At 41.2% G+C, this 13,644-nt stretch carries 10 protein-coding genes and 2 pseudogenes; 7 read left to right on the top strand and 5 right to left on the bottom strand.

Annotated features, from left to right (window positions below; genetic code table 11):
* Positions 1-35: 35 nt before the first annotated feature.
* The 3 genes and pseudogenes from ACFPRA_RS14590 to ACFPRA_RS14580 form a co-directional block, all read right to left on the bottom strand.
* Entirely contained in the window at positions 36-1,460 is a 1,425-nt protein-coding gene (locus ACFPRA_RS14590) for a vWA domain-containing protein (protein WP_381436085.1), read from the bottom strand.
* 396 nt (positions 1,461-1,856) lie between these two features.
* Positions 1,857-2,501: a DUF2726 domain-containing protein gene (locus ACFPRA_RS14585; protein WP_381436082.1), complete on the bottom strand. Its 645-nt coding sequence runs from the start codon at positions 2,499-2,501 to the stop codon at positions 1,857-1,859.
* 31 nt (positions 2,502-2,532) lie between these two features.
* Positions 2,533-3,480, bottom strand: a pseudogene (locus ACFPRA_RS14580) (Rpn family recombination-promoting nuclease/putative transposase).
* A gap of 114 nt (positions 3,481-3,594) precedes the next feature.
* On the opposite strand from ACFPRA_RS14580, the gene ACFPRA_RS14575 reads away from it, so the two are divergent.
* Positions 3,595-4,950 carry an FAD-containing oxidoreductase gene (locus ACFPRA_RS14575; RefSeq protein ID WP_381436080.1) on the top strand — a complete coding sequence of 452 codons (1,356 nt, stop codon included), beginning with the start codon at positions 3,595-3,597 and terminating at the stop codon, positions 4,948-4,950.
* 228 nt (positions 4,951-5,178) lie between these two features.
* Here the strand turns inward: ACFPRA_RS14575 and ACFPRA_RS14570 are convergent, their stop codons facing one another.
* A complete protein-coding gene (locus ACFPRA_RS14570; RefSeq protein ID WP_381436077.1) occupies positions 5,179-6,300 on the bottom strand; it encodes an aminotransferase class V-fold PLP-dependent enzyme in 1,122 nt (373 codons plus the stop codon).
* Positions 6,301-6,486: 186 nt separating this feature from the next.
* Here ACFPRA_RS14570 and ACFPRA_RS14565 point away from each other — a divergent pair, with 186 nt between their 5' ends.
* Both ACFPRA_RS14565 and ACFPRA_RS14560 read left to right on the top strand, forming a co-directional pair.
* Positions 6,487-7,911 carry a YfcC family protein gene (locus ACFPRA_RS14565; RefSeq protein ID WP_381436075.1) on the top strand — a complete coding sequence of 475 codons (1,425 nt, stop codon included), beginning with the start codon at positions 6,487-6,489 and terminating at the stop codon, positions 7,909-7,911.
* 26 nt (positions 7,912-7,937) lie between these two features.
* Positions 7,938-9,164 carry a metal-dependent hydrolase family protein gene (locus tag ACFPRA_RS14560; protein ID WP_381436073.1) on the top strand — a complete coding sequence of 409 codons (1,227 nt, stop codon included), beginning with the start codon at positions 7,938-7,940 and terminating at the stop codon, positions 9,162-9,164.
* Between the two features lie 39 nt (positions 9,165-9,203).
* Here ACFPRA_RS14560 and ACFPRA_RS14555 read toward each other — a convergent pair whose 3' ends face one another.
* Entirely contained in the window at positions 9,204-9,881 is a 678-nt protein-coding gene (locus tag ACFPRA_RS14555; RefSeq protein ID WP_381436070.1) for a Crp/Fnr family transcriptional regulator, read from the bottom strand.
* 263 nt (positions 9,882-10,144) lie between these two features.
* Here ACFPRA_RS14555 and ACFPRA_RS14550 point away from each other — a divergent pair.
* The 4 genes and pseudogenes from ACFPRA_RS14550 to ACFPRA_RS14535 all read left to right on the top strand — a co-directional run.
* A pseudogene (locus tag ACFPRA_RS14550) lies at positions 10,145-10,486 on the top strand (PAS domain-containing protein); the annotation flags it as partial.
* Positions 10,469-10,969, top strand: coding sequence for a methyl-accepting chemotaxis protein (locus ACFPRA_RS14545; RefSeq protein WP_381436455.1), 501 nt, complete (start codon positions 10,469-10,471; stop codon positions 10,967-10,969). The pseudogene ACFPRA_RS14550 and the gene ACFPRA_RS14545, both read left to right, overlap by 18 nt.
* 104 nt (positions 10,970-11,073) lie before the next feature.
* A complete protein-coding gene (locus ACFPRA_RS14540; RefSeq protein ID WP_381436066.1) occupies positions 11,074-12,066 on the top strand; it encodes a LacI family DNA-binding transcriptional regulator in 993 nt (330 codons plus the stop codon).
* A gap of 177 nt (positions 12,067-12,243) precedes the next feature.
* Entirely contained in the window at positions 12,244-13,629 is a 1,386-nt protein-coding gene (locus ACFPRA_RS14535; protein WP_381436063.1) for a hypothetical protein, read from the top strand.
* Positions 13,630-13,644 lie beyond the last annotated feature (15 nt).

Below are 13,644 nucleotides of genomic sequence, written 5' to 3'. Positions count from 1 at the left end.
ATGTAGATTGCTTCAGAACTAGGTACCTATGTCGATTACTCACTTTCCAACTCCTCATACCACTTATCTTTCCAAGCTTGGACCGCCGCATCGATGTCATCTCTCGCCTGCTTCGCTTCTGTACTTTTCTCGTCATACAGTTCTCTGAAATGATTCCCTCTCAATTCCTTCATTTCCTCGACACGATCCATGACAATCTGCGCATCCTCATCGCTGATCAGCTTCTCTCCCCTGAGAAAACGTGCCGCTGAATAGACACGACCCGCTTCCCGGTCTGAAACATTCGAAAGGCGGCCATAAATCTCTTGGAGCTCCTCCATTTGATCGACCAAATTCCTTAGGGATACCCCTTGCTGACTCCACACCTGCATGTGGCTCGGCTTCCATTTCTTCAACAGAACATCCTCAAACCCTGACTTATCACGCACAGTCGCATACTTGCCGCCCCCGGCTTCCGCCGCCTCTCGTAGCTGATTTTGACCTTCATCATCCACATCAAAACCAATAATATTCACCTTGGCCTCGATATTCCCTTCATGCAGCTTTTTGGCCGCTTCGACAGGATCCCCTCCACAGGTCTCGATCCCATCACTCACAATATACACAACGTTCCGGTACTCCTCATTCCCGTAAGGAGCAAGCAATTCCCCCGCTTTCTCCATCGCACCCGCAAGCGGCGTCCATCCGCTTGCCTGGAACGAATCCATCGCCTCATGGAAAGTAGCCTCCTCATACGCACCAAGTGGATACACTTCATCAATCGAACTACAAGAAAGCTCCTTCTCGGATTCAACGCCCCTTCCCTTATGACCATAAGCCAGAAGGGAAACATGTGCACCATCCTCCAACTCACCCGTAAACGCCTCAATCACCTCTTTAGCCAGCGTCATCTTCACACCGCCCGCCACCTCAGCCTTCATACTGCCACTCGCATCCATCAAAATAACAATATTTGTCTTCCGCGCCTTCGCAACCTCAATCTCATCCTTCCCATCCGGCAACTCTGGCATCTCATAACCATGATGATAGGAAACGAGCTGGTCATAGTAGGATTGATATTGTCCCGAACCAAGCTGATACACCAGATAATCATAGATCTGATCCGCATCCAGCTTATTATTTTCCAGGAAATAATTCGATAGCTCCTCCTGCATAATCGGCTCAAACGTGTCCTCATAGAAATTATGATACGTCCAAAAATTCTTCGTCTCCGCCGCTTCAACTTCAGGCGCCATATGCTGCTCCACCAATTTACCGGACTTCTGGGCGATTATTCCTTCTAGTTCTAGTGATGCTTTTGGAATTTCATCGGTTTCGGTTGCTGTTTCTTTCCCTTTTGTCTTTTCTGCTGTTTCTTCTTCGGCTGTAACTTCCGGTTTGGCCTGGTCTGAGCAGGCTGCCAGGATGATGCAGCTGAAGAGTAGTAAGAATGCTGTTTGGATTTTCTTATGAATGAACATAATCTTCCCCTCCCCCTTGGATTGCGTACTTTTTGTATCTATTATTTACGTGGGACGGAGAGGAAGGGTTTCTGGGGATTTGGGACTGATTTAGAGGAAGGTTAATAGGAAGTTAGAGGGGAGTTAGAAGGAAAATTTGATCTGAGAATACATTTTTTATTTTCCTGATAATGAAGTAATCCGGTAACTTCCGAAAACCTTCCATGCAAACTTATGATACAGCTCACCGTGAAGTATCTATTTTAGGTTATAAAAATCCTATGCTAGTAATTGCTTCATGAACGGATAAACAATACACACTTCATTTTAACATCTGAACTGAACTTGCAAATTCAACAAAAATCTAGTTATAACCCGACTTTATGTCTATCGGACATAAGCCAAAATGCTTTTTACTCACAACCTCATCACTGCTAATAGCTTTTTTTGATGTACTTTTTCTTCTTGACTCCCTGTAGTCTTCATTCGCAGAACAGGTATTCCATACTTACCCAATATCTGATCTTTCATTTCGTCACGTTTAAGTTGGGCTGGATTATTGGCATGAAACGCATGTCCATCTACTTCAACAACAAGGATAGGTTGCTTATCCATTTTATTAAAAATAACAAAATCTGTGTGTGTTAAGACATTCATTACATATTTGCGTTCATCATTTGTCAATTTACTAGGATCTTTTATCAGCATTCGCAAAGGTTGATGAAGTATGTAGCTAAGGTCTTTAAACGCGGGTTGAGACAATACTTTTTTAACAACAATATTCATAAGGTTCTCGGAATGATATACGGAAACTTTATTTGCGTTATTTATTACCTCTAACAATTTATCTGAATATCTACGATAAAGTAAGTCAAAAACAGAATGAATCTCACTGTTTACTATTTCAAAATTATTATATCTAATGTACGTTACTAGATCCCCTATATTGGTTCCATGCCATTTATCACTACCTTCAGCGACCACAACAATCAATTGATTCACGGCCCGAGAGACCGCTACATTAATAAGATTCGGATTGTCGGCAAAATCATTTACCTTCATTTATTGTCTCAAAACTAGGTATCTATATTCGTTATTGTCCATTCAATTCAATGATCCTCATCACTTTTTCAATTGGGATTTTGGTTAGTTTCGCAATGGTTTCTGCAGGTACATTTTCCGCGTGCATATTGAGGATGATTTCTTGGCTTTGCAAATGTTTCCCCTCGTCTATTCCCTTTTCTATTCCCCTAAACTCCGCATCCTCTTCACGCTGTAGCTGGTCTTTTAAGTGAATTTCTCGAGAAATTGCCATTCTAACGGTTTCAGGATTCTGACTTAGTCGTTCAATCTCGGAAAGTGCTTCTCTCAATGTTGAACTGTCCATCGCCAACGCCTCCTTTGTTTTTCTATCGCATTTCATGAACAACAGCCATTTTTCCAAGTCATTTGCTTCTGTCAACGATTCCACCCGTAACTTTGGTAGCTCCAATACATGCATTTCTAAATGAGATGAAAAGGCTGTACCGCCTTCCGGATCCATTAATTGAAACATACTATGATAGTGAGATTTTGACAATAGCTCAAAATTGGCAATTACAATTTGAACGGCTTTTTTTAATTCCCGATATGATTTACCCGCCTTATCTTGACTGCCATACATTTTTGCCCAATACATTAGCATGCGTTCTGGAAACGCCTAATGTCCTTGGTATTGCATCTCAACGTTAATTTGTTCTCCTTCATTCGTTATGACACGCAAATCCATCACAGGTAGCTTATCCTTAGCGTGGGCAATTTCAATTGTTGAATCTGTTAACTTGACCGAAGTAATTGTATTTCCTAAAACTGCTTTGAGAAACTGAAGTAGCAAACCATTGTTTCGCTCATCTGTAAAAAAAGCTTTGAAAACAAAATCATTTCGAAGATCCAAAAGTTCGGCACCGTAGATATTCTGTTCCTCGCGTACAATAGAGACCAATGTATGCACCGCCGCTTCTTTTCCTTCATTACAGAACAAAAATTCCGTATATCCAACCATTATAACTGACTATTCAATCCATTCAGTGAATACCTTTGCGGCCTATAAGTAAACAGACGTACTCCGTTTACACTTCCCCCATCAAGGAAATAGATGAACAAGGAGGTTGAACAAATGAAGAAGTTTGATGCAATCATTATTGGGTTTGGTAAAGGTGGTAAAACATTGGCTTCAACGCTTGCCAAGAGTGGGCAGCGTGTCGCAGTGATTGAAAAATCGGCGGATATGTATGGTGGAACTTGCATTAACATTGCTTGTATCCCAACGAAATCACTTGTTCATCAATCGAATGAACGTAAATTATCAAGCACTCCAAAAGAGGAATTTTATATGAATGCGATTGCGCAAAAGAATGCGTTGACGGCTTTTTTGCGCAACAAGAATTTTCATATGCTGGATGATCAGGAGGCGGTGACGGTCATTACCGGGATGGCCACTTTTGTAGATGACCGCAGGATTCAGGTGAAAACGGCTGATGAGACGCTTGAGTTAACAGCTGATAAATTCTTTATTAATACAGGTTCCTTGCCGATTACACCACCGATCGATGGACTGGAGAACGCTGTTTTTGTCTATGATTCGACGACGTTGCAACAGCTGGTGACGCTCCCTGAAAAGTTGGTGATCATTGGTGGAGGCTATATCGGCCTGGAGTTTGCATCGATTTATGCGAATTTCGGATCTGAAGTTACGGTCATTGATAGCTCTCCGGAGTTTTTACCGAGAGAAGATCGGGATATTGCGGAGGAAGTAAAGAAAGTGCTGGATGCGAAAAAGATCACCTTTGTCGTCAATAGCAAAGTAAAATCTGTTGAAAATCGCGATGGCGGTGTAGTTGTTTCTTATCAATCAAACGATTCTAAGCATGCAGAAGCCTACGGAAATGCGCTGTTATTAGCCACGGGGAGAAAGCCGAATACGGAAGGTCTTGGCCTTGAAAATACGTCCGTTGAGGTGAATGAGCGAGGGGCCATTATAGTCGATGATAATTTGAAAACGACAGCTGATCACATTTGGGCGTTAGGGGATGTCAATGGCGGCCCTCAGTTCACATATATTTCGTTGGATGATTTCCGGATTGTGAAAGACCAGCTATTTGGAGATGGGCGTTATACACGGAAAGAACGTAGCAATGTGCCGTACTCCGTATTCATTGATCCTGTTTTATCGCATGTGGGGTTGAATGAAAACATGGCGAAGGAACAAGGCATCGACTACAAAGTGGTTTCCCTTCCGGCGGCAGCCATTCCACGTGCACGGGTTGTTCAGCAAACAGATGGCTTGTTAAAAGCACTCGTGGATCCTGAAACCAAAGAAATTTTAGGTTGTACACTGTTTTGTGCAGAATCGAGTGAGATGATTAATATTGTTCGCGTCGCCATGGAAGCGAAATTACCCTACACATTTTTACGAGATACTATCTTCACACATCCATCGATGAGCGAAGCATTGAATGATTTGTTTGCATGATTGGAATAGCCCGTAGCGGAGAATGTGTTCAATCAAGTCATATTCAACGCGAATAAGTAATCTACGGTTTAGATTATGTAGAATACTTCTAATATCGGTATGCCGTATTCCGAGCACAATCGCTCGTCTTCTCTTCTACTTATGTATCCGATTAAACCATATAAAAAAGTATCTAGTTCTTGACAACTCAAAGTCGTTTCAGAACTAGATACCTATCAGAAAAAACCCTTACCGAGATGAAATTGGAACTAGCTTAGCCAGTTCATCGATCGCTAGTGTAATATCTTCTTTCGTGTTGTAAAAATGTGGTGCGATGCGGATAACGTCGTTCCTTGCTGACATAATGATCTGGCGGTCTTTCAGTTTTTGTTCGATTTCGTTTGCATTTGGAACCTTGATTGCCGTGTTAGAACCTTTTAGTTCAGCTTGTAAGGGGCTTGCAACTTCTAAGCCTTTTTCTCGGCAATAATCCAATGTGTATGCGGACAGCTCACGAAGATAGCGTTCGATATTCGGGATGCCCACGTCTAACAGGACTGAAATGGCGCTTTTTGAAGCGAAGCCATTTATCATCGGAAATGTGCCTGAATCAAATCTTCTTGCGCCTTCCGCATATTCCACTTCCTGGCTGTTAAAAGCAAATGGATTGGATTGACCGAACCAACCGGTAATTCTTGGAACTAGATGATTTGCAATCTCTTTTCTCACATAAAGAAATGCAATTCCAGGCATTCCGAGCATATACTTCTGCATTCCGGCGGCGAGGAAATCAACGCCGAGTTCTTTCACATCAATATCGATCTGACCTGCAGACTGATAAGCATCGACGAACATTAGACTATCATTTCTATGTGCAATCTCCGTGATTCCTTTAATATCGAGTCGCTCTCCATTATAAAAGGATACATGTGGCGCGGATGTTAAAAGTGTTTTATCGGTAATATTTCTTTCATAAGTATTTGTGGACGGGTGAATGTACTTCACGTCATACTTGCCTTGAGAAAGTGTTGCGTGCCCGATACATGGAAAATCTGATGTAGATAAGATAGCTTCGTTTTTCAATGCGTGTGGTTCAAGGCTTGTTAGAACTGCAGAAATGGCATGTGAGACGGAAGAAACGATTGCTATTTCGTTTACGTCAGCATTGATCATTTCCGCAAACTTCCTCCGGCTTTCTTCACACGCATCCATCCAGTATCCCCAGTCCGTTCCACGTTCTTCCAATGAGTGCATATAGTCTTGCACGCTGTTTTTTACATCGATATGAATTGCACTTTGCGAACAGCTTGACAGTTGAATATTCTTTTTCAACGAAGGGAACTGCTCCCTAATTTCACGTATGTTTTCCACTGCATCTTTCCCCTTTCTGACCGCTTTTGTCCAGTATAGTTGCTAGAAGTTCTAAAATCTGTAAAGGTTTTTACATAATATTTACTAGTAAAACTAATAATTTTTTGGAAAAGTAAAAAACTTTACTGTTTTTAAAATTTGCCTCTTATATACTACTCCTAAAACCAAGGATGGGAGTGTTCCTACATGACGCAAAATGTTATTTCCGAGAAAAAAGCGAAATCCAAACTGAAGCTGTCCATGCCAAACGTATTTGTCATTTTGTTCGCGATGATGTTTATGGCTATGATTGCAACTTGGGTTGTTCCGTCGGGATCCTATGATCGTGTTGAGGGTCCAGACGGCAGAATGGTCGTTGTTCCGGATTCCTATACGGTATCCGACTCTACTCCAGTTGGCATATTCGATGTGTTCATAGCAGTTCCTCAAGGATTAACAGAAGCGGCAATGATCGCTTGGGCGATTCTAATTATCGGAGGCACATGGCAGGTTTTGCATGCAACAGGCGCCATTTCAGCAGGAATCGAAAATATGGTAACAAAGCTTGGTAAAAGAGAAGTCATTATTATTCCGATCATGATGCTTATTTTCGCTTCAATCGCTGCATTCATTGGGGCAATGGAACTCGCAATCGTCTATATTCCAATCATGATTGCGATGTGTCTGGCATTGCGTCTAGATGTGTTGACGGCTGTAGGAATTTCGCTAGTTTCGGTCGGAGGCGCTTTTGCAGCTTCGTTGACAAACCCTTTCACTGTTGGCTTGGCTCAGCAAATTGCAGGTCTTCCGCTTTACTCAGGAATCGGATACAGACTGATTGTGCTGACGGTTTTTCTAGGCGTAGGTATTCTTTACGTGCTGCTCTATGCACGTAGAGTGAAAAAAGATCCAAGGAAGAGCCTTGTCTATGAAGAAAATTTAAATTTCATCAAAACGTATAAAGAAAGTGAAGTGCTAGAGCATCGAAAAGAACATAAATATATTGGGGCTCTTCTCATTGTCGCTTTTGCATTAATTGTTTACGGAGTTTTAAAATTAGGATGGTTCATGTTTGAAATTGGCGCGGTTTTTCTTATAGTTGGAATTGTAAGCGGTTTATTATCGAAAATGTCGCTCGATACGATCACGGATCATTTTATTGAAGGGGCTAAATCCGTGTTATTAGCAGCTCTTGTTGTTGGTTTGGCAAGAAGTATCGTAATTATTATTGAAAATGGCGGCATCATCGATACGATTGTCATGGCGTTAGTCGCTATGATTGACGGACTTCCCCATGCAATTAGTGTAATCGGGATTTTCATCTCACAGTCCATTTTCAATCTGATCGTTCCTTCTGGAAGCGGTCAAGTCATGATTACAATGCCAATCCTGTCGTCAGTCGCGGAGATGGTCGGAATTACGAAACAGTCAACTATACTCGCAACACAACTGGGCGACGGAATTACGAATATTTTATTCCCAGTGTCCGGCGTGCTGATGGCCAGTTTGGTCTATGCTAAAGTCCCTTATTTTACATGGGTGAAATTCATCATGCCACTTCTTATTATTTGGACCGTTCTGGGTTGTATATTCTTAGTTATTGCTCAGGCAATTCAATGGGGACCTTTTTGATTTCATAAATAGAGGTGAGGATTTTGATGAAAAAAATAGTTTTTAAACATGGAAGAGTAATTGATGGGTATCAAGATAAGCCTTTGCAAGACGGACTTGTCGTTATCGATAACGGGACGATTGTCTACAGCGGTAAAATGGATGAAGTGATTTTGGAACATTATCAGGATGCACAGGTAGTCGACTTAAGTGGGAAAACGATCATGCCCGGAATGATCGATGCACATGTCCATTTAACTTTAGCTGGGGAACCGAGCTACTTGCACACCTTAATTATGGAAGATGCGAAGTTAACGGTTATTAAAGGCATTGAGCGAGCTAAAAAGGCTTTGAATGCTGGATTCACAACGATTCGCTGCCTTGGTGAAAAAGGGCAAATCGATGTATACATTAAAAAGGCGATTGAAGAAGGCGTGATCGTCGGTCCCAATATTTTGGCGAGCGGCAAAGCAATTACGATCACTGGCGGCCATGGTGACATGTTTCCAGGAGATATTGAGATTGACGGTATTGCAACGATTGTAGACGGTGAAGACGCGGTACGAACTGCAACTAGAAAACAGTTAAAACTAGGGGTCGATAATATTAAGCTCATGGCAACCGGTGGCGGAATGTCACCGGGTGACGCTAGAATTTCTCAGCTAACAATTGCCGAAATGCGGGTTGCTATAGAAGAAGCCGAAAAATACGGGAAGCTTACAGCCGCGCACGCCATAGGAGAAGAAGGCATCAATAATGCACTAGAGGCCGGAGTGAGGACGCTTGAACATGGTACCTATATCAGCGACAAAGGAATCGAAATCATTCACAGAACCGGAGCCTATCTCGTCCCTACCCTTGCAGCGTTCAAAACATTAAAGTATGGAAAAGAAGGTGGTGTTCCAGAATACCATCTAAAAAAAGTACAAGCCTTTAAAGATGCCCACTTTATCAATTTGCGGAAAGCACTGGATGCTGGTGTGAAAGTCATTACAGGTACCGATGCTGGGACACCGTTCAACTTGCATGGAGAAAATGCATATGAACTCGAATGTCTCGTTGAAGCAGGGATGACTCCGATGGAAGCCATTCATGCCGCGACCCGAGTGGCAGCAGAAGCGCTGAAACTTGAGGATAAAGGGATGCTCAAGGAAGGCTATATAGCCGACCTTATTGTAATAGATGGTAATCCACTTGATGATATCACCATCCTGCAACATGGGAAAGTCGAACAAGTTTATAAACAAGGCGAACTTGTATACAACACAATATGAAAAACTACCCGCTTCCGATTATGTGGAATGCGGGTAGTTTCAATGATAGTCACGTAATTTCTGTACATCAGAAATGTAATAATAACGTCCCTTCTTCTCAATCAACCCTAATTCCATCAAGTTTTTCACAACATTTACAACTGTTACACGTGTCGTCCCTACAAGATCAGCAATTTCTTGATGTGTGAATATGATTGAAATCTTTACAGCCTTTTGGTTTTCTATTTCTCCATACATTGACGCCAGCTGCAAAAATGTTTGAACAATCCGCTCCTGAGAATTCCCAAACGACAAATGCAGGGATGAATGAGCCAGTAACTCCACTTTCATTGAAAGCATTTCGATACGCTGTTTAGCAAGTTGTCGATGTTGGAGCAGTAAATCTTCAAAATGGGTCTTCTTCACTTTTAATAATTTTGTTTCTGAAACAGTAACTGTACTCGTCACATAAGCATTTCTATTCTGCATTTTATACTCTCCGAGTAGGCCATTTTCTCCGATAATTGCAATTGTCTTTTCTTTACCTTCTTCATTGATCAAATATAACCGAACTCGTCCCTCTAGCACGATATATACGACATCTATTATTTCCCCCACATGATATAAATGTGTATTCTTCTTTACCCGTGTCAATTCACCTTCCGTTAAAAGCAAAGACCAATCAAATGGTAACTTATCTAACCAAGGCGAGTTATTGGGGTAATCTTCTATATTCATAGCGTTCACCTAATTTGTTAGTATTTTCATTAATCATATCCTATTTTCGAATATTCCAAAAGGTAAATTATTTTAAAACGAACTAAACAATTGTCCTTAAAGCAGATATTAATGTAAAAGCTTTCCATACGTAGTTCTTAATGACTATTTTTATTAATATATGATAGAAAGTATTTAGACATAACCCTTTATATCTTAACAAAGGACAAAATACCCTCTACAATGAGAAGAAGTACATTCTTAAGTAAAAGGGAGTTTTTAACATGAAAAGTTCTTCAGGTATGGATAAAAGCACGCAAGTATTGAATGGATCATCTGTGTTGGCCGCCTTGGAGGCGAATTTGGCAATGATTGAATTCAATCTTAACAAAGAGGTTATTTGGGCGAATGACAATTTTGCGAAAGCCTTGGGATATACGGTCAGTGAGATTAAAAATAAGGACCATAAACATTTTTGCACCGAAGCGTTTGTAAATAGTAGAGAGTACGATGCGTTATGGGTGAATCTCAAAAAGGGAATCAAGTTCGAAGGAAAAATTCAGAGGGTTGATAAGCAAGGGAATTTAATTTGGCTTGAGGCGACTTATATGCCTGTCCTCGATGATAGTGGTCACGTCAATGGCATCCTTAAAATTGCCACGGATATTACGGTACGGGAAAATAAAGTGAGAGATATCGTTTCGCAGTTAGAGGAATTGTCTTTAAGTTTTGGGAACATGGTAAATGAGAACTCGGTGGAGAATATGAAAGCATTTCATACCTTGAAGGAGCAGACGGATGTCATCAGTGATACGGCTAAATCGATCCGGAATATTTCTTCGCAAACCAATATTTTAGCGTTGAATGCGGCAATTGAAGCGGCTCGGGCCGGCGAACATGGACGCGGTTTTGCAGTTGTGGCGGAAGAAGTTCGAAAATTGGCGAGCAATGTGGATATGGCGATTAAAAAAGTGCATTCGAATGCAGAAAGTATCGCGAAAGAAGTCGTTGTCGTTAGTGACATCACCGAAAAATCTCAAAAAGAAGTGATTGAGACACAAGCTAAAATTAGTGCAACTATGGAAGTATTTTCAAGTCTCTCTAAGTAAACAGAAGATCCTAGCACCTCTTTATATGTAGTCAAATATAGCAACTTCATTTCACATGATGTATGATCGACTTAACGTGACTATACACAAAAGGAGGAATCGTTTTGGTATCATCGAAAGATGTCGCAAAACATGCAGGCGTTTCCCAAACGACTGTTTCACGTGTATTGAACACTCCGGAATCTGTTAAACAAGCTACGATTGACAAGGTTATGAAAGCGATCAACGATTTAAATTACATACCGAATGGACATGCACGTTCCCTTGTTCAAAATCGAACGAATACGATTGCTCTTCTATCAGGACCACTGCACAACCCCTTTTTTGTCGATTCAACATCAGCTATTGTTAACTATGCCACTAAAATGGGATACCGCGTGAACGTTCAATTCGTCAATGATCAAAAATTAAATGAAGCATATGCAACCGCTATTGAACACAAAGTAGACGGCGTCATTTTATCATGTATCTTACTCGATGATCCTATATTTGAAAAGCTTATCCGCATGGATATTCCATTCATTACCTATAATCGAAAACATAAAAACAATGATTACTTTGTAGAAATTGATAATTTCAAAGCAGGCTATTTAGCAGCACAACATGTAATCGAACAAGGTCATACAGCCATTGCATGGGTTGGCGGTCATTTGACCGTTAGTACCTTCAACAACCGTTATCTTGGATTTCTTCAAGCGATGGAAGATTATAAGATCCCCTACACAAAACCTTATCTTATAAATACAGATACTTCCAAGCAAGCCATTTCAAGTGCTTTTCAGGAACTCATGGCGCTTGAACAACGTCCTACTGCCATTTGTGCGGGAGCAGATTCACTTGCACTATTTTTAATAGACGATGCTATTCAAAATAAGTTTTCCGTGCCTGCAGATATTAGTATCATTGGCATTGATAACGTAGAGTTGAGTAGTCATGGCTTAATCCAACTGACGACTGTTGGCAGCATTTCTGAGCAAAATCTTGGCTATTTAGCGATCCAAAAACTAATTGAAATGATTGAAAACAAAAAAAACAGTTGCATTCAAATTACCGAATCTGTTAAAGTGTTCGATAGAAGAACAACACGGAAAATATAAACAAACTTTTAAACGGTTTGTTTTATATTTTCCAACAAAATGAATACGTAACCATTTTTTAAAAGTATTTTTTTATCCACGAATGGTTACGTATTCATTTCGCCTGGCATCCAGGTATATCTTTCTATTCAGTTTTGTAAGGGGTTGCATTTATTAGCAGGGGGGAGAAAAAAGTTTATGAAATGGAAAGACAGGAAATACGGGGAAGAATCACCATACATACCAGCTGGACCTTTTAAAATTCGCTTACCTTTTATTCACTATCGGTTTGAATGGCCGGACTATGTCCAAGGTCTACTTATGTGTGCAGTCGATTTGTCGGCAATTCCACTTTTAATTGAGCTTTTAGGGATGCCATTTGAAGTCGCTTTAGCCATTGTAATCCTAAACGGGTTCTTTTATTTGCTACATCATTTGCTTGGTGACCCGGCTGTACCAGGATGGATTACACCAGCAATTCCGTTAATCATGCTGTATTGTCAGCAATTCCCTGAAGGACCTGAACGCGTACATGCGCTTATCGCATTCCAGATGACACTCGGAATTCTTTCAGTTCTCTTGGGTGCCACAGGCTTAGCCGCAAAAGTTGTCGGGTTAATCCCTTCTGCGATCAAGTCAGGGGTTATTCTTGGTGCGGGTCTTGCAGCAGTCATTTCGGTTTTTCAAATAGGAGGGAGATTTGATAGCTTCCCTTGGACCATTACGATTGCAATCGGGATTGGGTTCTATCTGTTATTCTCCAAGCATTTTGCAACTTTCCAAAATCGCAATCCCTTTTGGGGGACAGTCGCTAAATTGGGGATTTTCCCAGTCATTATTATAGCAGTCGTGGTTGCACCATTATTTGGCGAGGCAGCTTGGCCAACGATTCAATGGGGCTTCTCGTCTCCGGATTTCATTACGTTGTGGAATGAATACACAATTTTTGGGTTAGGATTCCCACCCATTATGATGTTCATCACAGGATTGCCTACTGTACTAGCCGCATATATCGTATTATTCGGTGATGTACTACAAACCAAAGCTTTAGTGGAAGACGGGGCAGCAACACGTCCTGATGAAAAAGTGGAGTACAATCCAAGTCGTGCACACTTGATTTTCGGAATACGTAACAGTGCCATGAGTATTTTAGGACCGGACGTAACGATGTGTGGTCCATTATGGTCCGCTATGCAAGTGGTCATGGTTGAACGTTTCAAAAAAGGCCGTAAAGCGATGGATTCTTTCTTTGGTGGTGTTGGTTCCTTCCGTTGGGGTACGAATACAGGCTTACTTTTATTACCTGTAGTGAGCTTAGTGGAACCCATTTTAGGGGTGGCTTTGGCCTTAACAATGTTAATCCAAGGATATGTCAGCGTAAAAGTTGGTATTTTGGAAGCACGTAGCCAACGTGATTTAGGAATCGCGGGTATTATCGGGGCTATCCTTTGCATTAAAGGTGCTGCATGGGGATTTGCAGTAGGAATCATACTTTGCTTCTTAGTTTTCGGTAAAGATTTCTTCAAAGGTGAAGTTGATCAAACGTTTGTAAAAGATCAGCAAGCAGATTCTGAAAAAGTATAACTGGAGAGGATGATT

The organism is Sporosarcina soli (assembly GCF_042655805.1).
Taxonomy (GTDB): Bacteria; Bacillota; Bacilli; order Bacillales_A; family Planococcaceae; genus Sporosarcina; species Sporosarcina soli.
Note: the sequence above shows the minus strand (reverse complement) of the source record. Positions and strands in the feature narration are given on the sequence as shown.

Coding starts and splice junctions, on each gene's coding strand:
- ACFPRA_RS14560 (WP_381436073.1), top strand. CDS start 7,938: ATGAAAAAAATAGTTTTTAAACATGGAAGAGTAATTGATGGGTATCAA.
- ACFPRA_RS14565 (WP_381436075.1), top strand. CDS start 6,487: ATGACGCAAAATGTTATTTCCGAGAAAAAAGCGAAATCCAAACTGAAG.
- ACFPRA_RS14585 (WP_381436082.1), bottom strand. CDS start 2,501: ATGAAGGTAAATGATTTTGCCGACAATCCGAATCTTATTAATGTAGCG.
- ACFPRA_RS14555 (WP_381436070.1), bottom strand. CDS start 9,881: ATGAATATAGAAGATTACCCCAATAACTCGCCTTGGTTAGATAAGTTA.
- ACFPRA_RS14535 (WP_381436063.1), top strand. CDS start 12,244: ATGAAATGGAAAGACAGGAAATACGGGGAAGAATCACCATACATACCA.
- ACFPRA_RS14575 (WP_381436080.1), top strand. CDS start 3,595: ATGAAGAAGTTTGATGCAATCATTATTGGGTTTGGTAAAGGTGGTAAA.
- ACFPRA_RS14545 (WP_381436455.1), top strand. CDS start 10,469: ATGCCTGTCCTCGATGATAGTGGTCACGTCAATGGCATCCTTAAAATT.
- ACFPRA_RS14590 (WP_381436085.1), bottom strand. CDS start 1,460: ATGTTCATTCATAAGAAAATCCAAACAGCATTCTTACTACTCTTCAGC.